Source organism: Psychrobacter sp. LFX-11D (genome assembly GCF_904846475.1).
GTDB lineage: Bacteria > Pseudomonadota > Gammaproteobacteria > Pseudomonadales > Moraxellaceae > Psychrobacter > Psychrobacter cryohalolentis.
The window spans coordinates 97,126-120,156 of record NZ_CAJHAV010000008.1 but is presented as its reverse complement, the minus strand read 5'-3'; the positions used below and the strand labels follow the sequence as shown (position 1 = coordinate 120,156).

Here is a 23,031-nt window from a genome sequence, read left to right as displayed (position 1 = left end):
CAGAAAGAAATCATATAGAATGCGTGAAAGCTGAGTAGCTGTGACTAAGACTAGTTGAATATCTGAGACATCTCGGATGTTCAACCTTTTTTGCTGCTACTGCTCATTTAATTATCCCGGAGAAAACCTTATGAACTTAAAATTACTTGCTCTAGCTGGTATCATGACTGCAACTATGGGCTTAACTGCCTGTGATAGCAACAAAGAAAACGCTGCTGAAGATTTATCTGACGCGCAAGAAGAAGTGACTGACGCTTCTGAGCAATTAGACGAAGCTGCTGCTGCTGGCGAAGCTGTTCCTGCTGAAGCAGAAGCTGCTGTTGCTGGCGCTGAAGCTGATATCGCTGATGCACAACTTGCTACTGCTACTGACGAAATCGATGCTGAAGTACCTGTAGACGGTACTACTACTAGCGTTGACGTAGCTAGCGAAACTCCAGCTGTAGACGCAGCTGACGAAGTTGTAGTTGAGCAACCAGCTCAGTAATTTTTATTTTTATAAATAAAAATACTGTACTAAAAAAAAGAGAGCCTATGCTCTCTTTTTTTATGCCTGCAATTTATGTTTTATATAACTGAGACAATGTCGCATAAAAAAATGATGGCTATAACAGTCGATTTAATAGACAACTGCGAACCATCACTTTTAATCTTACTCACTACTATTATTGGTCAAATAGGCGCTCATCGACCTGTTGACGGAATTTTTGTCCTGTTTTAAAGGTCACAACGCGGCGCGCTGATACGGCGACGGGCTCCCCTGTCTTAGGGTTGCGTCCTGGGCGACTATTTTTGTCTTTAAGCTCAAAGTTGCCAAAGCCTGAAAGCTTGACCTCTTTGCCATCAATCAAACTCTCTGACAGTTCGTCAAAAAAATTCTCTACCAAACAGCGACCTTCTTGGCGCGTTAGGTTTAGATGATTCATCAAATGCTCAATCATGTCAGATTTGGTTAAGGTGCTCACAGTACGACTCCTATGCTATGTCGTGATGTCGAATATCATGGTTTAGCGGTATGAGAATTAGTGTTAGCTATTATAAAGGTTTTTGTGCGTCTTTTTAATAAAGTCTGCATTAAAATCCTTTATTAATAACTACTTAACTTACTCTATGAATAAAATCTTCTATCAGTTAATAATTTTTATAAATAGCAAAAATCCATAGCCTCATTTATATTGAGGCTATAGAGTATTTGTCTTTTTCGATTAGAGGTTAGCTGTCACGTAGCTGTGCTGAATGCTCAACCGTTAATGCTTGTACCACTTTATCAGTGGCCGTTTTTACAGCGTCATCCGATAAGGTTTGCGTTTTATCTTGCCATATCAAGGCAAATGCTAATGAGCGTTGACCTGCTGGCACTTTTTCGCCTTGGTATACATCAAACAACCAAAGATCAGTCAAGAGTGCACCTGATGCCTTACGTATAGTTGACTCTAGAGTTTGAAGGCTGATATCGCTGTCTACTAATATAGCAATATCGCGGCGTACTTGCGGGAACTTACTTGGAGTAGTAATGGCATGCTGTTCACGAGCAAGCGTTAGTAATGGTGCCAATGACAACTGCGCAACCCACGTAGCTGGCAGATCCAACAGTTTAGCGGTATTAGGATGCAATTGCCCCAACCAACCGACATACTGATCATCGATATAGAGCTTGGCACTTTGACCCGGATGCAAGAAAGCTAGCTCACTACGCTCATAACGGATACGCGCACTATCCACTTGCGCAGGTAATAATTGCTCAATATCATGCTTAAGATCATAAAAGTCTAACGCACGGTTTTGATACGCTTGCTCGTCCCAGACATCGCCAACTGCTACTAACGCAATACTTGGCGTTTGCACCAACTCACTAATACTTTGACCAACAAAGCTAAGCCCTGTTTCAAAGAAACGAACGCGTGGCTGCTGACGATTGAGATTGTACTGCACGCAAGGCAATAAGCTTGATAGCAAGGTACGGCGCATCACGGCTAAGTCACTAGAGATAGGATTGGCCAGTGCCAACACTTCTCCTAGGGCTTTATCATCGAGCAAGGCTTCTATTTTTGCGTCACTAAAGCTAAAGCTGATCGCTTCCATATAGCCATTATCGACCAGTGCCAGCTTCATCTCATGCGTCAAGTCTGCGGTATCGTCATAATCCATACTGACTTGCAGGTGTGGCAAGATGCTTGGGATATTGTCGTAGCCATAGATACGAGCAACCTCTTCGATCAAATCTTCTTTAATGCTCATATCAAAGCGATATGATGGCGGCGTACAAATTAGGCTATCTGCTTGCTGCTCTACCTTAAAGCCTAATTGGGTTAAGATACGCACCATGACTGCTGGCTCAATCTCAATACCGATAACATCACGGACTTTAGCAATTGGCAAGGTAATGGGCGCACGTGCCGGTAGGTGCTTGCTACTTTCGACTGTGATTATTTGCCCCGCTTGAGAATTCGTGATACTGGTAATCAAATCAACAGCACGCGCTAAAGCAAGCGCTGGTAATTCAAAGTCTACCCCTCGCTCAAAGCGTTGTGAGGCATCAGTATGCAGACCAAAACGGCGTGCGCGTGCAGCGATAGCCAATGGATTAAAGAAGGCGCTCTCTAAGACGATATTGGTGGTGCTATCAGTCACACTACTGCGTTGACCGCCCATGATTCCAGCAAGTGCAAGTGTGCCTTTATCATCAGCAATGACCAATTCATCACCGGTTAAGGTAATGGTTTGCTCATTTAGTAAGGTAATGGTTTCTTCAGGCTGTGCCAAACGCACAACGATATCGCCCTCGATAGTATCGGCATCAAAAGCATGTAGCGGCTGACCCAATTCCATCAAGACATAGTTGGTCACATCAACCAAAAAGTTGTGCGAGCGTAGTCCTGACTGAACCAGCGCATCTTGCATCCACTTTGGCGTATCGATACTACGATCGATATTGCTTATCGACTGTAAAAGGTAGCGTGGACAAGCTTCTACAGCACTGACTGTTACAGCTGGCATCACTTCGTTTTGAGTGAAATTGATATTATCAGGGATATTTGGCATTTGTAACGGCAAATCGTTAATGACGGATATCTCACGCGCAATACCACGTACGCTAAAACAATCACCGCGATTTGGCGTAATAGAGATATCGAATATTTGATTGTCTAAGCCTAGATATTCACGGATATCCATACCGATTGTTGCATCTGCTGGCAATTCGAGCAAACCATCAATGTCATCGACTAAATCAATTTCAGAAGCGCCGCAGAGCATACCGTTAGAATCGACACCGCGTAGGTTGCCATTTTTAATTTGGAAGCCCGCACCGTTATCAGAAGGTAAAACAGCACCGACGGTAGCAACAGGCACTTTCATACCAATAGTCACATTGGGTGCACCGCAAACGATTTGTAACGGCTCAGCTGCACCAATATTGACCTGTGTGACACGTAATTTATCGGCATCTGGATGCTGCTCAACGCTGATAACTTCACCAACGACCACACCACTAAAGGCACGAGCGACTGCAAAGCGATCATCAATCTCTAGCCCTGCCATCGTGAGTTGTTCAGCCAATTGCTCACTGCTATTGTTAGGGTTTACCCATTGACGTAGCCACTGTTCGCTAATTTTCATAAGTATCTCGGATCAGAATTTTATAATAAAGATTTTGAATTAAAGGTTGGCGTATTAACCTATTATATTAACAAAGGAAACTCTAGCCAAACTGCTTTAAGAAGCGTACGTCGTTTTGGAAAAACAGGCGCAAATCATCGATACCGTAGTACAGCATCGCAAAGCGCTCAATACCCATACCAAAGGCAAAACCAGTATACTTTTCGGCATCAATACCGCAGTTGGTCAGCACTTGTGGATGCACCATACCGCAGCCCATGACTTCAAGCCATTTACCATTATCATCTAGGATATCGACTTCAGCTGACGGCTCAGTAAATGGGAAAAATGACGGGCGGAAACGTACGGTTAGCTCTTTGGCAAAAAACGCTTCCAAGAACTCACTAATCAAGCCTTTTAGCTCAGCAAAAGTGCTCGACTCGGTAACCATTAAACCTTCTAGCTGATGGAACATCGGCGAATGGGTTTGGTCCGAGTCATTACGATAGACGCGACCGGGACAAATAATACGAATCGGCGGCTCATTCTTTTCCATGGTGCGAATTTGCACGGGGCTGGTATGCGTACGCAGTAAATAATGCGCATCAAAATAGAAGGTATCGTGCATCGCGCGTGCTGGATGATGCGACGGAATATTGAGCGCTTCAAAGTTATAGTAATCGCTCTCAACTTCAGGACCAGTAGCAACGTTGAAACCCGCTTGTATAAAATACTGCTGCATACGTTGGGTAATCATGGTCACGGGATGCAAATGACCTTTTTGACCACCGCGAGCAGGCAAGGTGATATCAATGCTCTCGCTTGCAAGCTTGGCATTTAGTGCAGCCACTTCTAGCTGCTGCTGCTGCTCTGTCAACGCATCTTGAATACGGCTACGGACTTGATGCAACCAGCCGCCGTAGGTTTTTTTATCGTCGCTGCTGAGTTTACCCATCTGCTTTGACCAGCCAGTTAAGGAACTCTTTTTACCGGTCAATTGCACCCGCAAATCTTGCAACGCACGCACATCAGTTACTTGTAGAATCAAGGCTTCAGCGGCACTGGCCAACTCATTTAGCTGAGCTTCATTAAGCTCGCTTAGCTCTGTGGACAAGGTCGGTAGCGCCGACAAATCGGTGGTAGCAGCAGGGGTAGTCATAAGACGCATTCTTCCTGATTTAAACGGACTATTAATAATAGTGATAGGTAATTGTAGGGATTTGACCAAATATTGCAAACCATTTACCCATTCATGTGACGATAATTTCAATGATATGAATGGCTTGAATATTTAGACGATGATAAACGCTATCCTATAACAGCGTATGTGATTCTGGTACTAAAAGTAGGCAGTCAGACAATGTGATATAAAAAAAGCCACCGACCAGCGGTAGCTTTTATTAATATCAACCTATTAATCAATATTATTCCTATCCATGTAGATAACTACTTATCAATAATGATTTAAAAAGCAGCCTACCTAAAGGAAGGTTAATATTTATGCTAGTTCCGCTTTAGCTTTTTCGACCAACGCTGTGAAAGTCGCTGCATCATGCATAGCGATGTCAGCAAGTACGCGACGATCGATTGCAATGTTAGCTTTTTTCATGCCATTGATAAAGCGGCTATAGCTTAAGCCGTTTAAGCGTGCACCAGCATTGATACGTGCAATCCAAAGACGACGGAAAGTACGTTTTTTGTTGCGACGGTCACGATAAGCATATTGACCAGCTTTGGTCACTGCCTGTACCGCTACGCGGTAAACACGTGAACGGGCACCGTAGTAGCCTTTTGCACGCTTTAAGATTTTTTTGTGACGACGATTCGCCTGTACACCACGTTTTACACGGGCCATAAATTACTCCAAGATATTTTTAATCATTATTAAACGAATCACGATGTCATCAGATAATAGACATCGTTATCAAATTGCAAAGTCATATACTTTTAATTCAGTCGCTATTCATTAAACAGCGCTTAACTAAAGATAAATGACGATAGCCTATTAAATGTATGGGCACATACGACGAACTGCTGCTTCGTCAGACTTGTGCACCAACTTAAGACCACGCAACTGGCGAATACGCTTAGGTGATTTCTTGGTCAAAATATGGCTTTTGAATGCTTGCTTACGCTTAAAGCCGTTCGCTGTTTTTTTGAAGCGTTTAGCTGCACCGCTTCTGGTTTTCATCTTATTTTTCATGATGATTTGCCTCTTTTTCTGTTTTAGAACCTGGTCGTCAAATAGTCAATAATGATTAGTGGCTGTAAAAACAGGCACCAAACCTCTATTTGCCTCGAGGTGGGAGGCGACATTTTAACAGATCGTGCGCTGTTTTGCCAAGGAAAGTTTTAACGCTGTTTAGCGTATGTTGTTCTTTCTAATCACAAATACCTTGCTGCTTATTTTCGTCTTCTAAAACTTGATTATTAGCCACTTAAAGCACACGCTTAGCAGCAAAAACTGAGCAGCCACAAGCGATAGCTAGCTGAAAACAAAATAGGCGAACTAAAACACTGTTAATTTGAAATTCTTGCTGTATCAAAATTCAGCTCGAGTATAATTGTGCTGTATTTACTGATTTAACATATTGAATGTCAGCTTAAGCTGTGTTTAAGTAGAGACTGCGTGTTGATAAAGCGCTCACATGAATGACAGATAGGCTGAATAACTATTATTTAGCGAATACTTAGCGACTTTTTATTATTTTCTACCTATAAGATGGCAACAAGATTATGACTTCACCTGCTTGGCTGGCTGCCATAAAATTTAATGATGATGGTTTGATTCCTGCAATTGCACAAGATTATGTGTCAGGGCGTATTTTGATGATGGCTTGGATGAATGCCGAATCCCTACAATTAACTTCACAAACGCAGACGGCGGTGTATTTTTCGCGTTCGCGTGGCAAGTTATGGCATAAGGGCGAATCCTCTGGACATACCCAACGCGTACATGATATTCGTCTAGATTGCGACGCCGATGTGATTGTCCTTAGCGTCACTCAAGCCGGTGGTATCGCTTGTCATACTGGCCGCGAGTCTTGTTTTTATCAGCGTTTGGATTTATCAGGGCAAACGCCTGAGTGGCAAACGGTTGATAAAGTATTAAAGGATCCTGCTGATATTTATCATTCAAATACAGCAACACAAGCCACGCCTGAAATTAATGAAGCGGCGGCGGAAAATATAGTCGATTCAGATACCAATCAGAATGACCACAGCCCCATCACTCGCTCCATCTTGCAGCAGCTTGATAAAGTATTAGCAGAACGCAAACAAGCGGATGCCGATAGCTCATATGTAGCAAGCTTATACGCCAAGGGTTTGAATAAAATATTAGAAAAAGTCGGTGAAGAAAGTACAGAGAGCATTATCGCTGCTAAAGACTTTGCTAATTGCAATGAAAATACGGATAAAGCCCAATATGACGAAGCGCGTCATGAGCTGATCTATGAAGTCGCTGATGTTTGGTTCCATACCTTAGTAGGTTTGGCTTGGTTCGATATCGAATCAGAGGCAGTATTAAATGAGCTAGGTCGACGCTTTGGTCTATCAGGTATTGATGAAAAGGCGGCTCGATAGCTTTTTATAAAATTAGCCATTACCCTGTTTGATTATTGTTGCTTTCACCTTTTTGTCATAACGGCAGGTTATAATAGTGTGACGTGTTACTTCGCATAAGCTGTCGATAGATTTTGTGTACGACAGCAATATTCTATACACTCAACGTATTCCTATAAAGACTGAAAACCAAGACATAAGGATAGCATTATGGGCAGTTTTTCCATTACGCATTGGCTGATTTTATTGGTGGTGGTGGTTGTCGTATTTGGCACCTCCAAACTAAGAAATGCCGGTAAAGATTTGGGCGGCGCGGTCAAAGGTTTTAAAGAAGCCGTCAAAGACGAAAATACTGAACATGCCAAAAAGCAAGTGGTGCTCGACCATGATGGCAACGCACACACTGAAGAGCGCCCAACAACCACTAAGGTTGATGACACCCATAATGTATAGCATCTAGACAGTGACATCGAAACATTATGTTTGATATTGGGTTTTCTGAATTATTGCTTTTTGGCGTCATTGCCTTAATCGTCTTGGGGCCAGAAAAGCTGCCCCAAGCGGCGCGTACCGCTGGGCAATGGTATGCCAAAATTCGCCGCACGGTTTCTACTTTGCAATCTGAAATCGAAGCGGAGCTTGACTTAGCTGAGACGCGCCAACAAATGCAAAAAGAGCTGGCCAAAATTCGCCAGACTGAAGCAGAAATGCGCCGTGAAATGGCAGAAATGCGCGGCAGTATGCAAGAGTTTGAATCCTCGAAAAACCAGCATTTAAAGGCATCGCGTGATCTAGTCGATGACGCTAAGCCCAGGCAAAGTAGCCAAGCCAGTAGTGAGAATGATGATAATCGACCAGTGAGTCCAAAATCCTTTGACTATGCCTACGATAGTAATAGACAGGCTGAGAAACCAGAAAGCTCTGAGCAGCCATCGGCACAAGGTGATAACGACAGTCTAAAAACTGACTTTAATGATAACGCCAATCCAGTGATTCAAACCATCACAACTAGACCATGGGAAAACATGTGGTTTCGTCTTGGTGCTTATGATAAAGCGCGTCGTTTGCCGCAACCGCCTTACTTACCAAACTATAAAGCCGATATCTTACTAAACAGCCATCTAGACAGCCCTTTACCCAAACAGACTTCTGTTAATAAGCAGGAGAGTAATTAGTGGGCTTATTTAAACGTAAAAAAAGCCGTCAAGAAAAAGTCGCGGATTCAGATATCGATACCTCAACAGCTACCATTAATGGTAATGTCGACAGCAATACTGACGACTCTGGCGATATCCTAAGCTCACTTGGCGATATGCCGATTACCGAGCATTTGATTGAGCTGCGTCGTCATTTGATTAAGATATGTGTTGCCGTACTGGTAATATTCTTAGCCCTGGTCGGATTTTCCCGCGAGCTCTATGATTTTTTGTCCGACCCATTGGTTGCCCAGTTGCCTGCCAACTCAACGATGATCGCGACGGATATCACTTCCAACTTTATGGCACCGATACGCCTGACTGTTTTTGTCGCTGCCTTCTTTGCAATGCCCTACATTTTGTATCAAATCTGGTCGTTTGTCGCACCCGGTTTATATAAAAAAGAGAAAAAAATCGCCATTCCCGTTTTAATGTCCTCTATATTTTTATTTTATGCGGGTGTGGCTTTCTCTTATTTTATTGTCCTTAAAGGGGTTCTAAAATTCTTTATTATGTTCGCGCCGCAGAACGTCTTGCCGATGACCGACATCGACAGTTATTTAAGTTTTGCACTCAAACTCTTTATGGTATTTGGTTTAACCTTTGAGATTCCAGTCGTCACCTTGCTATTGATATTGACTGGTGTCGTCTCCATTCAAAGCTTAGAAGATAAACGCCGTTATATTATTGTCGGCTGTTTCGCCGTTGCTGCGGTCGTGACACCGCCTGATGGGGTGTCGATGTTGATGCTCGCCATTCCGATGTGGCTACTATTTGAGCTAGGATTATTTTTAGCGAAAATATTAATTAAAGAAGAACACAGTCCTACCTTAGCAAGCGATACAGGGTTAAATAAAGAATAACATCACTTGTCAGACACTTATTCCAAAAACAGCCAACGCGCTAATCTGTTACTATAACCTGCTTATTTCCACCTTTATTTTCTATCAGTTTTTTTATTATTGTCATGTGCACTTGCAAATATTTTGCAAGTGCACATGATGAGTCAGCCATTGTCTATGCAGTGGCTTTTTTTACCCCCGTCATTTTTGATCCGTTTTACTCTTTTAGGTAATTTTTTATGTCCGCATCTATGCCAGCTTATATGAGCGATCCCACTGATGAGCAGCTGAGCGCGCTTAACATGGCGATGGATCACAAGTCATTTAAAGTGGTGGCTTATGCGGGTGCTGGTAAGACGACGACCTTAAAACTGATTGGTGAGCGTTTGCGTGGACGCGGCTTATACTTAGCCTTTAACAAAACGATTGCCAATGATGCTCGCTCAAAGTTTCCACCGCATGTGGAATGTCGCACCTTTCATTCGCTTGCTTATCGGCATGTCGCCCGTGATATCACTGCTAAGCTGTCGTTGCCGCGTTTTTCACCCAAACGTCTGGGTGATGATTTGGGTTTGCAGCCCGTCCAAGTCCGTCGGCAAATGGATGGCATTAATAAATACATTACGCTCACGCCTGCGAGATTAGCCCGATTCGTTAGTGATGCTGTCAGTAACTTTTGTAGTACGCATGCCAGTTATCCTGCACCAAGGCATATTGAATTTCCAAGCTGGCTCGATGAGTCAGATGCCGAACAGTTGCGTGAGATGCTCTACCCTGCCGTCGAGCAACGCTGGCTACAGTCAATTGATGCGCGCCATCCAGCTGGTATCGGGCATGATATTTATCTTAAATTGTGGGCATTATCGAAGCCCAGTATTCCTGCGGATTTTATCTTATTTGACGAAGCGCAAGATGCCGATCCCTTGATGATGGGGATTTTGACCCAGCAGCCACGGCAAGTGATTTATGTAGGCGACGCCCATCAGCAGATTTATGAATGGCGCGGTGCGGTCAATGCGATGAAAAAACTGCCATTGCCGCAGACTTTATTAACCCAGTCGTTTCGTTTTGGCGAACCGATTGCTGAGATTGCCAATACCTTACTCAAAGCCTTACAAGAAGATGTGCCATTAAAAGGCAATCCGAATAAGCAATCCTCCACCGACAAAGGCATGGTACACAGTAAAAAAGACGCTATTCTATGTCGCACCAATGCTGCTGCGATGTCGCAACTATTGACTGGACTCAAGCTCGGTCACCGCGTGGCGCTACAAGCCGATACCGATCGTATGCTTAAATTTTGTCAGGCAGCCGAAAACTTAAAAAATGGCAAGTCTGCTTATGGCGTGCCTGAACTGGCATACTTTTATAATTGGGGCGATGTACAAGAGTACTCTGAAACCAATGAAGGCAGCGATCTAAAAACACTGGTGAAATTGGTCGATGATCATGGCACCAATGTCCTGAGCCAAGCAGTCAATAGTTTGACCAGTATTGAAAATGCTGACTATGTTATCTCCACTGCCCATAAGGCCAAAGGGCTCGAATGGGGAAAGGTACAGCTGGACGATGATTTCTATTATGATGTGACCACCAATGCGGTCAAAATAAGCCCTGAAGAGTTGCGTTTGCTCTACGTCGCTTGCACACGTGCCCAGAGCAATTTGGACATCCATAATATTAAAGACTTGATATCTGGTTTGCAGACAGGCAAAAAAGTGATTTTTGGTAATACTTAATTTTTCTCAGTTAGTCACTCTCTGTATTTGCCACTCTAAACCTCTAGCCTACCTGTCTTTATGGCAATCCTTTAATAGCACCTTTTTAGTAGTGAACAACAAGCATGAATACTAATCAGCAACTTCAAATACGTCAAAATACCATCCGTCAGTTATTCGCCAATCCCGTCCGCCTGCTCGCTCCAATGGAAGGCTTGACCGATCCATTAATGCGACAAATTCTCACGCAAATTGCATCAGACTTGGGTCGCCCTTATGATTGGTCGGTTAGCGAATTTATCCGTGTGACTCAGCATGTCTTGCCCGCGCATGTATTTTATAAATACGTTCCAGAATTGCGTCATGAGGCCAAGACTACCTGTGGCACGCCTATTCATATCCAGTTGCTTGGCAGTGAAGCGCAACTCATGGCAGACAACGCGGCATATGCCTGTGCGCTTGGTGCACCGGCGATTGACATCAATTTTGGTTGTCCTGCCAAGACTGTCAATAGCCATCGTGGTGGTTCGGTATTACTGGATGAACCCGAAACCATGTATCAGATTATCAGCGCGGTGCGTCAAGCTGTTCCCGCTCATATTCCAGTCTCAGCCAAAATTCGTTTAGGTTATACCGATACCAGTCGCATGGATGATATCAAAGCTGCGATTAACGACAGTGGCGCTGATTGGCTAACCATTCATGCACGAACCAAAACCCAAGGCTATAAGCCACCCGCCTATTGGGACAAGATTCAAAGCTTTAATGCGCTCGATATTCCAGTCATTGCCAATGGCGAAATATGGAATGCAGAGCACGCACAAAATTGTATGGTACAAGCAGGTACAGAGCATTTGATGTTGGGTCGCGGCGCGGTCACCCGTCCCGATTTGATTGCGCAGGTTGATAGAGAACTTAGTCAGACTTTAAATAATGAAACAATATTGTTATGGCAAGACCTGATTGCGCATCAGATTAAATTTCTGCAAGGCACAGCAAAAAGCGATATTGTATTGGTCGGTCGTTATAAACAATGGTTAGCGATGCTCACCAAAGGCTATAGCGAGGCGAAGATATTATGGGACAGTATTAAAAGAGAGAAAAATAAAGCAGCTATCATTAGCGCACTACAGATGAGTGCACAGTAACGTTAGCTGCTTTTATCTTATAAGCATTAGTATTTTCAATTAGCTGCTACTATACACTGACTCGAATAGCTAAATAAAAGAGCATGAGACAGCAGGCAATAGAAAGCCCCCAGAGGATAGAGCGGAACATCGCCAGATTAGTGATGTAAGCGACGCAAAAACCAATGCGAATGAGCACGTATAGCCAAGCCAATGTATTTACAATCAGCTGTGGCACAAAAAACAGCATCGCTGCCAAGACTGCAGCTAAGAATACTGGTAAAGTCTCATAGCTATTCTGCTGCGCGGCATTAGCACGTGCAGCAGCGCCCGTCGTACCTTGTAAAAAATCTCGTGGATGGGCATTGTCAGCCAAATTAAAGCCGCCGAGCATTTTTGCAGTCAATGCCATTGTTAATGGCAGCAAACTGGCTACCACCATTGCCCAAATGGCTGACGATGCGGTATCAGAGACCAACCCTAAGAATAAATTCATCAATATACTCGCCTTTATCCTGCGATAACTTCAAAGTCATGCGTCACATTGACCCCGCCTTGTACCAACATACGACTGGCTGAGCAGTATTTTTCTGCGGATAATTTAATGGCTTTTTCTACTTGGCTTTCTTTGACATCTTGACCGGTCACCACAAAATGCATATGAATATCAGTATAGACAGCTGGTACAGTTTCAGCACGCTGAGCAGTCAGCTCACAACGTACGTCAGTCACATTTTGACGCGATTTCTGCAAAATCGCCACCACATCATAGCTAGCACAACCACCAAGCCCTAGTAGAATCAGCTCCATTGGACTGGCGCCTTTTTCTTTATCAGCATCGATTTGTACATTATGCCCTGATGGCGATATACCCATAAAGGCTTTGTTCTCTTGCCATGTAACGCTTGCTTTAGATTCTGACATTTTTAATATTCCTAGTTTTATTTAATAATAGGTTCTTATTTGTTCGATATTATTGGTTCAATATATAAGAACAGCTTTATCGATTTAATACTTTATCGTTGATTAAGATAAGCAAAATATGACTAGTGTAGCATAAGCTAAAACCCGCATTAATGAATCAAAAACCCGTATTATTACTTATATTATTAAGTAAGCACTTATAACGATAAGACACTAAAGCAAAAACTTTAACAACAAAATAACTTAGCTAAAAAATATACAAAAGTCTGCTTAAATATCTTTATATAACCTCTTGATTTTAAATCATTAAAGCTGTGAAACATTTTATAGCAAAATACTGTTACACATTTTGCTCTTTTCTTGGTTTAATGATGGTAATGAATCTTATTTTGCCAAAGTATCGATAGCAATCACCCTATAATAATTATGATTGCTGTCACTGTGCTTTGTTGAAATAAGCTATTTTTAAACATTTTAAAAGGTTACGTCATGATAGATGCAGACGGCTTTCGCGCCAATGTCGGCATCATCTTGGCAAATACACAAGGGCAAGTTCTGTGGGCAAAACGTATTGGTCACAACGCTTGGCAGTTCCCTCAAGGCGGTATCGACCGTGGGGAGACGCCGATGGATGCGATGTATCGCGAGCTCTGGGAAGAGGTCGGTCTACATCCGCGTCATGTCGATTTGCTAGCGGTTACGCAAGATTGGTTGCGTTATCGTCTGCCAAAACGTTATGTGCGTCATGGGCAGTACCCTTTATGTATTGGGCAAAAACAGAAATGGTTTTTGCTACGCTTAGATGAGCCAAATACCCAACACATCCGCTTTGATGAGGGAAAACCAGAGTTTGATAACTGGCAATGGGTCAGCTACTGGTATCCACTTGGACAAGTGATTCACTTTAAACGCAGCGTATATCGTCGCGCCTTGCAAGAATTGGTGCCCGAGCTACCGCTTCACCAAGGGCTTATTATTCCGGAACAAAACAACCATTTGTTGGTGGAATAAAGTCACTAATTTTTAATGCAATTAGCACAATAACAAATACCGTTAGTGATATCTAATATCATTAGCGGTATTTTTTTCACTGGATTTTTATAAAAAGCTAATGAGTACATTCACGGCTGACGATTTCAGCTTGAATGCCTGAATCTTTAATAGTATTTCGCCGTAACGTTAAAATACTTTGTGTCCTTGTACCGTAGCTTGGCACGGCATTATTGGCAGCCTCCTTACTAGCAATGCCAGTAAGATTGGCGCCTTCAATATAAATCGAAGACAGCGCTTGCTCTATTTTGATATCGATACCAGTATTTGGTAACTCTTCTTCTGGTGCTTGAGTATTATCGGACAATACCTTAAAAGCAGCGTCTTGCCAGTATTCAAAATCACTATTTTCGCTAATTAATGGCAATATTTCTTGACGTAACCTGCCGCGCAAACGCTCTGTCTTAAACCAACCCTCTTCTGGCTGACCATTAGAGAATACGTGCAAGCCTCCATATAAGGGTGTTGGTGCATGACCACGGTTATTAACGACAACCGCTTGTTTGCTATCGCCGATAATCAGATTAAACCCAGCATATTCTTGCAGACTGATTTTCCGTGCAAATTCCATCGGGCTTAAGCAACTGGTCAAAAAATCAGCGACCAATTCACCACGTGAGCGCTCATCATTACTTGCCTGCACACCATCGCGAAAGTTCAATACTGCCGCCCAGCGACCATTTTGCTTATAAAAGTCAGCATGCTGCTCTTGGTGAATTCCTAACCACGTACCGCCACTTTGCGCATCACGCCCTGCAAAAATAGGCTTATCTTCCCATTGATGTAGTGGCTCTGTCGGACGCTGTAGAAACTCATCGCGATTAGATAATAAAACCAAAGGCAGCTCATCAAATAACTGCCAAGCAATGGCGACAATACACATAGAATTCCTTTTATATGATTGTTATATAGTCACTTCAATATAAAATAGAGTCGTTCAAAATAGGGTTATGCTGGGATAAATTTTCCTCGCTTGCTGTGCGCTTCGCGCTCCAGAGGCTTCATAAAATTTATCCCAGCAGCATTCCCATCAGGATTGTATTTTTTAAATTGAATCGATTATATGGTTCTGATTTAACATTAATTCGTGCTTAATTTTTTATCCGCAGGATAGCTAATTTGATAGATCGACTGCACAACTTGAGATTGTTGACTCGGTAAATCGAACTCCCACGCTACCATTCCTTTGTTATCATTCCAATCTTTTTTGCTAATCGCTGGTGTATGCGTCGCGGTTACTTTAATGCTGTCATCGCTACTCAAGGGTTCTGCGCCTAACACTTGCATGCGCACACTACGATTGTGCTGATTGGTCAATTGATAAGCCTGAATGATAGTTTTGGTTTGTTGACGATTAAACACCCCTTTATCACCTTTTTTGTCTTCATCAGTTAGCTGTTTCACAAGCAAGCCCGGATCAACACCAAAACCAATACCCTGCTCTTTTAGACTCTGATAATCATAGCGCGACTGACCAACATAGTTATCGTCGCGATACAGTTGCAATGATCCATCCGCCCAAGCTGGTGTCAAAAATGGAGCAGATGCATACCAGTAAGCGGCAGCTTCTACGCTCGGTGTACTCCGTAGCCATAACTTACTGGTGCCAGACTGCTCATCAATAATAGTGCGTACACGCCTGCCATCACTCGGAATACTGACGCGCTGCGGTAAGCGATACTCGGTAATACCATTTTTATTTTGACTACTAACCGTAAAGCTCGGTAGCGGCGCCATACTACCTGCACCGCCATAACTGTCGCTGGCAGAAACAACAACCACTGGAGCAGCTTCCATCATTGGTTGTGCATAACGGCTCAACTTAGCTTGCTCTTCTTCATATAATGACAAACGTTCAACTCTTGGTAACTGGCTGGTCGTCGTTTGATTGGGATTAACGGTACTTAAAGTAACCGGCACATTATTCCAATTCTCGCCTGTTTGTTGGGCGATGATGGCAGAGGCGGTGATATTGAGTTGTTTATTATCGGTATTTAAACGCGCTTGATAAGTCGGCTCCCAGCTGGCACCGCGTACTTGATAATGTAATTTAACACTACTAGCAGAACGGCTAGCGGTACGTACACTGACTTGGGTGACATTACTTTGTACTGAAGAAGTACTGTCAGCGACCAGCTGATTTAAGTTGTCTTTAGCACGAGCTTCTCGTTTTTGTAGCTCTACTATTTTTTTGTTAATACTGGCGGCTTGCGTTTCTAAGTCGCGTGCATTATTGGCAAGGGTACCAGCAGTAGTGATTTGCGTGACTTTGGTTAGGTTTTGCAAATAGGCTTTGGTCAGGCGTGCCGCTTCCAATTCGGCACTGATGTCCGCTAGATTATTCTGCTGAGTCTGTACATTAGCTGCCTCTTGATACTGGCACTGCGCTGCTTGCTCGCCACTCAAGGTTTGAATACTGACTTCACCGATATTGACATTGCCCAGTGCTTGTACACTAATACTGTCAGGTTCAATCGCAGGCGAAAGACAGGAAAAAACCAGTGTCTGCTCACCTGTGCCACTGATGGGTAATGCACGAGTGACACTGGCTAAGCCTTGATAAATGGTAATTTGTTCGATACTACTGGTTGCTGCTTGCGCCGTCACTGGCACAAAAAAACTGAAGCCTGATGCGGCTATACACAATAAAGATAATCTGGTTCGCTTAAGGTTTGGCGATTGCACATCAACTGCGGTAGTTAACCGTTTATCGTGCAAAAATGATCGTGATGATACGGTAGCAGACATGATAATTCCTTAGAAGTTGATGCGCTTTTTTTCATCTTATCGGTTTTTTTAGCGCTTTGCTATTCATTCAATAAACCATACATTTATCATAGTGTTCGCAAGGGATGAATTTTGCTATTATAGACAGCATTTAATTACCAATAATGATGATGCCCTTATGATAATTCATTCTCAGTATAATCCTGTAGCGCTGTCCTTGGGTCCAGTAGAAGTACACTGGTATGGCTTGATGTATTTGCTCGCATTTGCTGCAGCTTTTGGTCTGGCTTGGTATCGCAGCAGCAAACGTGACAATTGGACCACCGATATGGTGTCCGATTTGATCTTTTATGGTGCGCTTGGTGTCATTTTGGGCGGTCGTATCGGCTATGTGCTGTTTTATCAGTTTGGCGAGCTATTACAAAACCCTGCTTATCTATTAAAAGTTTGGGAAGGCGGTATGTCTTTCCACGGCGGTTTTATTGGTGTCATGGTAGGCATGTGGTTTTTTGCTCGTAAATATAAAAAAACAGCCTTCCAAGTATTCGATTTTATCGTGCCTTGTGTACCAACCGGCTTGCTATTTGGTCGCATCGGTAACTATATCAATGGTGAGCTGTGGGGGCGCGTCTCAGACGGTGGCTACAACTGGCTGACTTATTTTCCGCAAGCCGCTGCCTTTGATATGGAGCAATTACAGAGTAATCCACAATTGCAAGAGCTAATGATTGAGGTTAATGGTCAGTATGTGCTGCCGCGTCACCCATCGCAGCTATATGAAGCCTTTGCCGAAGGTCTGCTGCTATTTATCTTCTTATGGTGGTATTCATCAAAGCCGCGTCCACGTATGGCTGCCTCTGCTGTGTTCTTACTGGGTTATGGTATCAGCCGATTTATCATCGAATTCTTCCGCCAGCCTGATGTTGACCAAGGATTTATTTTATTAGGTTGGATGACCAAAGGACAGCTATTGAGTGCACCGATGATTATCGCTGGTTTGATTATGCTGATTTATGCTTATAAGCGCGGTATTTATGACTGGGGTAAGCAAGCCGCTTATTAAGCTTTATCTTCTTTACGCACCACGTTAAGAACTATATTAAAGATGCGTTTTAATAGCGCAGAAGAGTAATTTTATGACCATGAACAGCTCTATCATTAAAAACGAGCAAGCCTATTTAGACCTGCTACGCCTTGTCCTTAACGAAGGCAGGGAAAAAGGTGATCGTACTGGTACTGGTACGCTAAGCCATTTTGGCGCGCAGTTACGTTTTAATTTAGCCGATGGCTTTCCATTGTTAACCACCAAAAAAGTTCATCTTAAGTCTATCACTTATGAGCTCCTATGGTTTTTAAGTGGCAGTACCCACGTTGATTATTTGCAACAAAACGGCGTACGCATTTGGAATGAATGGGCAACTACAGAGCAAACTGCGCGTTTTAATCGACCTGCAGGCGATTTAGGTCCTATTTATGGTCACCAATGGCGTAATTATGGCGCGACCACAACTGCAGATGGGCAGTATAACTCTGACGGTGTCGATCAAATCGCACAAGTGGTTGAACAAATAAAGACTAATCCTAACTCGCGGCGCTTGATTGTCTCTGGCTGGAATCCGGGTGAAGCAGATCAAGTTGCGCTGCCACCTTGTCATACGTTATTCCAGTTTTTTGTTGCGGATAATAAACTCTCCTGCCAACTCTATCAGCGCTCAGCAGATTTATTTTTGGGCGTACCTTTTAATATCGCAAGTTATGCCATGTTGACTCATATGGTGGCACAAGTTTGTAATTTAGAAGTTGGTGAATTTATTTGGACCGGTGGCGATTGCCATATTTATCAAAACCACCGTGAGCAAGTGGAGCTGCAGCTGACCCGCTCGCTTTATACGCTGCCGACATTAGCGCTTAACCCTAATATAAAAGATATTTTTGCTTTTAATTATGATGATATCAGCGTTGATGGGTATGAGTCGCATCCAGCGATTAAGGCGCAAGTGGCGGTATAGCGCCTGTTTATTCGATTGTATTTAAATATATTTAAACATTAGCAAAGGATAATTTATGAGTTATGCCAACACCGAAGTTGCCCAAATCGCGGCTATCAGTAGCAATCGCTGTATTGGTAAAGACAATGAGCTACCGTGGCATATCTCAGCCGATTTGCAGCATTTTAAAAATATGACGACTAAACCAAATGACGGTGCGATACAGGGTATCGTGATTATGGGTCGCAAGACCTTTGAGTCAATGGGCAGCAAGCCGTTACCTAAACGTGTGAGCTTTATTATCAGTAGCCAGATAGATTATGCTGAGCAAAAGGGCTTGGTAGGTAGTGAAAAAGCTTATGTAATGCATAATTTAGACGATGCCTTAACCCAAGCAGCTAGCCTTGCGCATGGTGCGCATCTTGATACGATTTGGGTAATTGGTGGCGAGCGCGTGTTTAGCGATGCATTGCTGTACACCGACCGTATCGAACTAACTCACGTTGACACTGAAATCGTTGATGGCGATGCCTTTTATCCTGAGCTGCCAAGTGAGTTTGAAGTTGCGGAAGAATCTGAGCAGATGCATGATGAAAAAAGCGCGTTAGATTTTAAATTTGTGACTTATAAAATAAAAAACGCTGAATAATAGTAAAATTTTAAACAAAACGTAAAAAGAGGCTATCCTAAATAACTCTAGGACAGCCTCTTTTTTCATGTTCAAATTTTATGAACATAAACCTAAATTTGACGAACATTACCTAGACTACTCATGCAGCACTTTATAAACGGTTTTCGCTAATACCGGACCAATTCCCTGCACACCTGCTAATTCTTGCTGCGAGGCACCGAGCAATTGCTGCATGCCGCCAAAGTGATTGAGCAAATCGCGGCGACGCTTTTCACCCAGCCCCGGAATCACTTCTAGCACCGACGATGAACGACGCTTATCGCGCTTCTTACGGTGCGCTGTAATCGCAAACCGATGCGCCTCATCGCGGATATGCATTAATAAATGCAGCGCCTTGCTATCCATAGGCAAGTCAAGTGGCTTATGGTCAATAAAGTGCAGAACTTCAAGTCCAGCCTTACGTCCTTCACCTTTTGCCACACTGATAAGCAAAGTATCACCAAGGATACCCAACTCAGTCAGCACTTCTTTAGCGATACCGAGCTGCCCTTTACCCCCATCGATAAGCAATAAATCCGGCAATGGCTGCTTCTTATAACGCCTTGTCAGCACTTGCTTCATCGCTGCATAGTCATCACCGCCGACAATGTCATGGATAGCATACTGACGATAATCACGACGACGCGAGCCACCTTGGTCGAACACCACACAGCTACCAATCGTCGCCTCGCCCATCGTATGCGAGATATCAAAACACTCGATACGGTCAATGGTACGATCCGTGACTTCAGTCAATACGTCTTTCAATGCACCAAAGCGTGCATGTAACTCTAAATAATCACCAAGTTTGGTTTTTAGTGCATTATTAGTATTAAGTTTTGCTAAGTCTAACCATTCAGCACGGTGCTCACGTACGCTGGTTTTGATAACGACCTTACTACCAAAGTGTGTTGCCAACGCTTCACTCACTGCTAGCTGATCTGGTAATTCATCGCTCAATATAATCTCTGCTGGCAAATCATCTGTCACCTGAAAATAAAATGAGGTAATAAACGCTGATAAATTGTCTGCAAGAGGCTCACTGCTATCGACATCAGGGAAATAGTTCTTACCGCCAAGCACGCGCCCACCACGTACCGTCAATACGTTGACACAGGTCATGCCTGCTTGACTGGCAATAGCAATCACATCTGCCTCACCCTGCACTGTATAAACGGCTTGCTTGGCTTGTACTTCACGGAGCATAGACAGCTGATCGCGATAAAAAACTGCCTTTTCAAAGTCTAGCTCTTCAGCAGAAGCTTCCATTTTTTCAATCAAAGCAGTATGGATATCACTAGAGTCACCTTTTAAGAAACGAATAGTATTATTCACATCTTCAGTATACTCTTCAGGTGATACCAAACCGACACATGGCGCACGGCAACGCTTAATCTGATACTCAAGACAAGGACGCTTACGTTGCTTAAAAAAGGTATTGGTACATTGGCGCATTTGAAACATTTTTTGCATGAGCACCAGTGTTTCTTTTGCCGCATGCGCGGAAGGAAAAGGACCGAAAAATCGCCCTTTCTGGTGATTACCTTTACCGCGCCCATAAGCCAATCTTGGATAAGGCTTATCTGCTGAAATAAACACATAAAGATAAGATTTATCGTCACGCAGTAGCACGTTATAAGGCGGACGATATTCTTTAATCAGATTTTGCTCAAGTAACAGCGCTTCCGTCTCACTGCGGGTAATGATGGTTTCAATATTATGTATCCGTGCCACCAGTGCTCGTGTCTTAGGATGATCAATGGTTTTCGCAAAGTAGCTGTTCACACGGCTCTTGAGTGATTTAGCTTTGCCGACATATAAAATATCACCATTTTTACCAAGCATTTTATATACCCCTGGCAAATTTGGCAGGCGCTGAATCAAATGCTTAAGACGGGCTTTTTTATCGTCGACGGGACTCGATGCTGAGACATTAACCATAGAATTTACTGCTCTCAAGATACTGATATATAGCTATTTATGGGGCGATGGCATGGGTTTTACAAGAACCCTTATCAGCTTAGCAATAACCATAAAAAAAGCCAGCACCAAGGCTGACTTTTTGCAGAAAAACAACCCTACAGTGCGACTAGTGACGGAAATTTGGTAATAGTGCTGGAATACCTGGCAACATACCGACGATTGCCATGACTCCAGTCAGTATCACAAAGGTGATCACAGGAATAATCCAGCGGCTCATTTTGGTCAGACTGGCACTGCGCTCTTTAGAGCCAATTAAGCCTAAATTATCAAGCACCAAAGTAATAGACCAACCGAAGGCGGGATTCACCAACGCAGATGCAAAGACAACAATGGCGGCAGATTGGGTGGTTTTACCCTCACGCGTCATCTCCATACCAGCTTCAAGTAGCGGTATAAAGACGCCAACGATGAGTGCCACACACATCACTGGCTCCCAGATTGCCAAGTCCATAGGGTAACCCCAAACACCTGCGATAAGGCAGAATAGTCCTGTCAAAATCGCACCAGCTGGAATTGGACGTTTGGCAATTGCTGCAGGTACGATATACGTACCCCATGACGACGCAAAGTTCGCCCCACCGAGCACAGAACCTACGACCTGACGAAACGATGCACTGGTCATCGTATCATCAATATCCATCAGTACACGTTCAGTACGTTTGGGATAGCTGATTTTCTGAAAGACCTGATGACCTAAAAAATCTGGCGACCACATAGCAACTGCTAACACCGCAAAAGGTAATACCACGATAAAGCTCTCAACCGTCGGTAATCCTAACATCCAACCAGTATTTTCGCCCCACCAATACATAGGGCTCATATGCGGTAGACCGGGTGCGGTTTTAAAGGCAAAAGGTGCCCCCATAGCGAAAGCCACGCCACCACCTAACAAACAGCTCAGCGGCACAGCCAGCCAGCGCTTTTGAAAATTTTCTAACACAGCATATAAGACAATCGTCAGCAAAATCACCACAAAAGCAATATGCGCCATGCCAATGCCCTCTGCCCATGCAAACAAGTTTTTAACTTGTGATATCGTACCAATAAAGCCCAAGTAGAGCAGCAAACCACCGCACACGCCTTTACTGGTCAAATTTGCTAGTAAACTGCCCCCTTTACTGATTGCCAATAATAATCCAAAGGCACCGATGAGCAGACCAAAGGCCATCGGGTGACCACCAGCTGCGACAACAATAGGAATAAGCGGAATTAAAGGCCCATGAGTACCCGCAAGGTTGGCGGTCGGTAGTAGAAAACCTGAGAATAAAATGACAAAAAACGAAACAATCAATAACTCATAACGGACGTTTTCTAAGATAAAAGCATCACCCAAACCGAGTGGCCCTGCAAAAGTCGCCGCAATAGCACCCACCATCACGACTTTACCAATGGTCGCAGCCATTGCTGGAATGGTATCTTCGTACTCAAAACGATAATCACGGAACGGTAAGTTGGCGCGCCAGCGTTTCGGCTGCATGATTTGTAATTCATGATTGAGGTAGGCATCACGATTTTTAAAACTTGAATAGGGCTTATGTAATTCTACATAACTACTTTGAACATCATTATCAGAAGAGGTTGGCTGCTGCGGATTGGCATCTAAAGGGGGAAGCTGCGTGTTACTCATCACATTTCCTTGTGTCGA

The 23,031-nt window shown here is 43.5% G+C and carries 22 protein-coding genes; 11 read left to right on the top strand and 11 right to left on the bottom strand.

Features of this window, described 5'->3' with window-relative positions:
• Positions 1-130 precede the first annotated feature (130 nt).
• Positions 131-487 carry a hypothetical protein gene (locus JMX75_RS07845; RefSeq protein WP_020444409.1) on the top strand — a complete coding sequence of 119 codons (357 nt, stop codon included), beginning with the start codon at positions 131-133 and terminating at the stop codon, positions 485-487.
• A gap of 178 nt (positions 488-665) precedes the next feature.
• Here JMX75_RS07845 and JMX75_RS07840 read toward each other — a convergent pair whose 3' ends face one another.
• From JMX75_RS07840 to rpmI, 5 genes are all read right to left on the bottom strand, one after another.
• Complete coding sequence (locus JMX75_RS07840; protein ID WP_011514605.1) at positions 666-965, bottom strand: integration host factor subunit alpha; 300 nt, start codon at positions 963-965, stop codon at positions 666-668.
• A gap of 247 nt (positions 966-1,212) precedes the next feature.
• Complete coding sequence (gene pheT, locus JMX75_RS07835; protein WP_201531904.1) at positions 1,213-3,618, bottom strand: phenylalanine--tRNA ligase subunit beta; 2,406 nt, start codon at positions 3,616-3,618, stop codon at positions 1,213-1,215.
• Between the two features lie 82 nt (positions 3,619-3,700).
• Positions 3,701-4,756, bottom strand: coding sequence for a phenylalanine--tRNA ligase subunit alpha (gene pheS, locus JMX75_RS07830; protein ID WP_201531903.1), 1,056 nt, complete (start codon positions 4,754-4,756; stop codon positions 3,701-3,703).
• Between the two features lie 339 nt (positions 4,757-5,095).
• Positions 5,096-5,452: a 50S ribosomal protein L20 gene (gene rplT / locus JMX75_RS07825; protein WP_011281252.1), complete on the bottom strand. Its 357-nt coding sequence runs from the start codon at positions 5,450-5,452 to the stop codon at positions 5,096-5,098.
• A gap of 150 nt (positions 5,453-5,602) precedes the next feature.
• Complete coding sequence (gene rpmI, locus JMX75_RS07820) at positions 5,603-5,800, bottom strand: 50S ribosomal protein L35 (protein WP_011514608.1); 198 nt, start codon at positions 5,798-5,800, stop codon at positions 5,603-5,605.
• Between the two features lie 533 nt (positions 5,801-6,333).
• On the opposite strand from rpmI, the gene hisIE reads away from it, so the two are divergent.
• The 6 genes from hisIE to JMX75_RS07790 all read left to right on the top strand — a co-directional run bounded on the left by hisIE (position 6,334) and on the right by JMX75_RS07790 (position 12,065).
• Positions 6,334-7,182, top strand: coding sequence for a bifunctional phosphoribosyl-AMP cyclohydrolase/phosphoribosyl-ATP diphosphatase HisIE (hisIE, locus tag JMX75_RS07815; protein ID WP_201531902.1), 849 nt, complete (start codon positions 6,334-6,336; stop codon positions 7,180-7,182).
• A gap of 189 nt (positions 7,183-7,371) precedes the next feature.
• A complete protein-coding gene (gene tatA, locus JMX75_RS07810) occupies positions 7,372-7,614 on the top strand; it encodes a Sec-independent protein translocase subunit TatA (RefSeq protein WP_011514610.1) in 243 nt (80 codons plus the stop codon).
• Positions 7,615-7,640: 26 nt separating this feature from the next.
• Positions 7,641-8,336, top strand: coding sequence for a Sec-independent protein translocase protein TatB (gene tatB / locus JMX75_RS07805; protein ID WP_201531901.1), 696 nt, complete (start codon positions 7,641-7,643; stop codon positions 8,334-8,336).
• Complete coding sequence (gene tatC, locus JMX75_RS07800) at positions 8,336-9,220, top strand: twin-arginine translocase subunit TatC (RefSeq protein ID WP_201531900.1); 885 nt, start codon at positions 8,336-8,338, stop codon at positions 9,218-9,220. Before tatB ends, tatC begins: the two co-directional genes overlap by 1 nt.
• Positions 9,221-9,438: 218 nt before the next feature.
• Positions 9,439-10,938, top strand: a complete 1,500-nt coding sequence (locus tag JMX75_RS07795) for a UvrD-helicase domain-containing protein (RefSeq protein WP_133104913.1) — start codon at positions 9,439-9,441, stop codon at positions 10,936-10,938.
• A gap of 104 nt (positions 10,939-11,042) precedes the next feature.
• The gene (locus tag JMX75_RS07790) at positions 11,043-12,065 is read left to right on the top strand and encodes a tRNA dihydrouridine synthase (RefSeq protein ID WP_201531899.1); all 1,023 of its coding nucleotides are present in this window, start codon (positions 11,043-11,045) and stop codon (positions 12,063-12,065) included.
• Between the two features lie 49 nt (positions 12,066-12,114).
• On the opposite strand, the gene JMX75_RS07785 is transcribed toward JMX75_RS07790, so the two are convergent.
• Both JMX75_RS07785 and JMX75_RS07780 read right to left on the bottom strand, forming a co-directional pair.
• Positions 12,115-12,540: an MAPEG family protein gene (locus JMX75_RS07785; protein ID WP_133104915.1), complete on the bottom strand. Its 426-nt coding sequence runs from the start codon at positions 12,538-12,540 to the stop codon at positions 12,115-12,117.
• Positions 12,541-12,554: 14 nt separating this feature from the next.
• Positions 12,555-12,968: an OsmC family protein gene (locus JMX75_RS07780; RefSeq protein WP_133104916.1), complete on the bottom strand. Its 414-nt coding sequence runs from the start codon at positions 12,966-12,968 to the stop codon at positions 12,555-12,557.
• 489 nt (positions 12,969-13,457) lie between these two features.
• On the opposite strand from JMX75_RS07780, the gene JMX75_RS07775 reads away from it, so the two are divergent.
• On the top strand, positions 13,458-13,979 hold the full coding sequence (locus JMX75_RS07775; RefSeq protein ID WP_133104917.1) for an RNA pyrophosphohydrolase: 522 nt from the start codon (positions 13,458-13,460) through the stop codon (positions 13,977-13,979).
• Between the two features lie 97 nt (positions 13,980-14,076).
• On the opposite strand, the gene JMX75_RS07770 is transcribed toward JMX75_RS07775, so the two are convergent.
• Positions 14,077-14,901, bottom strand: coding sequence for an NRDE family protein (locus JMX75_RS07770; protein ID WP_201531898.1), 825 nt, complete (start codon positions 14,899-14,901; stop codon positions 14,077-14,079).
• A gap of 197 nt (positions 14,902-15,098) precedes the next feature.
• A complete protein-coding gene (locus tag JMX75_RS07765; RefSeq protein WP_201531897.1) occupies positions 15,099-16,766 on the bottom strand; it encodes a DUF4139 domain-containing protein in 1,668 nt (555 codons plus the stop codon).
• A gap of 157 nt (positions 16,767-16,923) precedes the next feature.
• Between JMX75_RS07765 and lgt the strand changes: the two genes are divergently transcribed.
• The 3 genes from lgt (at position 16,924) to JMX75_RS07750 (ending at position 19,382) form a co-directional block, all read left to right on the top strand.
• Positions 16,924-17,808: a prolipoprotein diacylglyceryl transferase gene (gene lgt, locus JMX75_RS07760; RefSeq protein ID WP_201531896.1), complete on the top strand. Its 885-nt coding sequence runs from the start codon at positions 16,924-16,926 to the stop codon at positions 17,806-17,808.
• Between the two features lie 73 nt (positions 17,809-17,881).
• The gene (locus JMX75_RS07755; RefSeq protein ID WP_227673049.1) at positions 17,882-18,754 is read left to right on the top strand and encodes a thymidylate synthase; all 873 of its coding nucleotides are present in this window, start codon (positions 17,882-17,884) and stop codon (positions 18,752-18,754) included.
• Between the two features lie 55 nt (positions 18,755-18,809).
• Complete coding sequence (locus JMX75_RS07750) at positions 18,810-19,382, top strand: dihydrofolate reductase (RefSeq protein WP_201531895.1); 573 nt, start codon at positions 18,810-18,812, stop codon at positions 19,380-19,382.
• 117 nt (positions 19,383-19,499) lie between these two features.
• Here JMX75_RS07750 and uvrC read toward each other — a convergent pair whose 3' ends face one another.
• Positions 19,500-21,344: an excinuclease ABC subunit UvrC gene (gene uvrC, locus JMX75_RS07745; protein WP_201531894.1), complete on the bottom strand. Its 1,845-nt coding sequence runs from the start codon at positions 21,342-21,344 to the stop codon at positions 19,500-19,502.
• Between the two features lie 148 nt (positions 21,345-21,492).
• The gene (locus JMX75_RS07740; RefSeq protein ID WP_133104942.1) at positions 21,493-23,013 is read right to left on the bottom strand and encodes a DUF3360 family protein; all 1,521 of its coding nucleotides are present in this window, start codon (positions 23,011-23,013) and stop codon (positions 21,493-21,495) included.
• Positions 23,014-23,031 lie beyond the last annotated feature (18 nt).

Bases quoted from the DNA above. Each gene is read 5' to 3' on its own strand.
- tatA (WP_011514610.1), top strand. From the start codon at position 7,372: ATGGGCAGTTTTTCCATTACGCATTGGCTGATTTTATTGGTGGTGGTG.
- lgt (WP_201531896.1), top strand. From the start codon at position 16,924: ATGATAATTCATTCTCAGTATAATCCTGTAGCGCTGTCCTTGGGTCCA.
- JMX75_RS07795 (WP_133104913.1), top strand. From the start codon at position 9,439: ATGTCCGCATCTATGCCAGCTTATATGAGCGATCCCACTGATGAGCAG.
- JMX75_RS07750 (WP_201531895.1), top strand. From the start codon at position 18,810: ATGAGTTATGCCAACACCGAAGTTGCCCAAATCGCGGCTATCAGTAGC.
- JMX75_RS07780 (WP_133104916.1), bottom strand. From the start codon at position 12,968: ATGTCAGAATCTAAAGCAAGCGTTACATGGCAAGAGAACAAAGCCTTT.
- JMX75_RS07755 (WP_227673049.1), top strand. From the start codon at position 17,882: ATGACCATGAACAGCTCTATCATTAAAAACGAGCAAGCCTATTTAGAC.
- JMX75_RS07790 (WP_201531899.1), top strand. From the start codon at position 11,043: ATGAATACTAATCAGCAACTTCAAATACGTCAAAATACCATCCGTCAG.
- pheT (WP_201531904.1), bottom strand. From the start codon at position 3,618: ATGAAAATTAGCGAACAGTGGCTACGTCAATGGGTAAACCCTAACAAT.
- pheS (WP_201531903.1), bottom strand. From the start codon at position 4,756: ATGACTACCCCTGCTGCTACCACCGATTTGTCGGCGCTACCGACCTTG.
- rpmI (WP_011514608.1), bottom strand. From the start codon at position 5,800: ATGAAAAATAAGATGAAAACCAGAAGCGGTGCAGCTAAACGCTTCAAA.
- JMX75_RS07845 (WP_020444409.1), top strand. From the start codon at position 131: ATGAACTTAAAATTACTTGCTCTAGCTGGTATCATGACTGCAACTATG.
- rplT (WP_011281252.1), bottom strand. From the start codon at position 5,452: ATGGCCCGTGTAAAACGTGGTGTACAGGCGAATCGTCGTCACAAAAAA.
- JMX75_RS07785 (WP_133104915.1), bottom strand. From the start codon at position 12,540: ATGAATTTATTCTTAGGGTTGGTCTCTGATACCGCATCGTCAGCCATT.
- JMX75_RS07770 (WP_201531898.1), bottom strand. From the start codon at position 14,901: ATGTGTATTGTCGCCATTGCTTGGCAGTTATTTGATGAGCTGCCTTTG.
- uvrC (WP_201531894.1), bottom strand. From the start codon at position 21,344: ATGGTTAATGTCTCAGCATCGAGTCCCGTCGACGATAAAAAAGCCCGT.
- JMX75_RS07765 (WP_201531897.1), bottom strand. From the start codon at position 16,766: ATGTCTGCTACCGTATCATCACGATCATTTTTGCACGATAAACGGTTA.
- tatB (WP_201531901.1), top strand. From the start codon at position 7,641: ATGTTTGATATTGGGTTTTCTGAATTATTGCTTTTTGGCGTCATTGCC.
- hisIE (WP_201531902.1), top strand. From the start codon at position 6,334: ATGACTTCACCTGCTTGGCTGGCTGCCATAAAATTTAATGATGATGGT.
- JMX75_RS07740 (WP_133104942.1), bottom strand. From the start codon at position 23,013: ATGAGTAACACGCAGCTTCCCCCTTTAGATGCCAATCCGCAGCAGCCA.
- JMX75_RS07775 (WP_133104917.1), top strand. From the start codon at position 13,458: ATGATAGATGCAGACGGCTTTCGCGCCAATGTCGGCATCATCTTGGCA.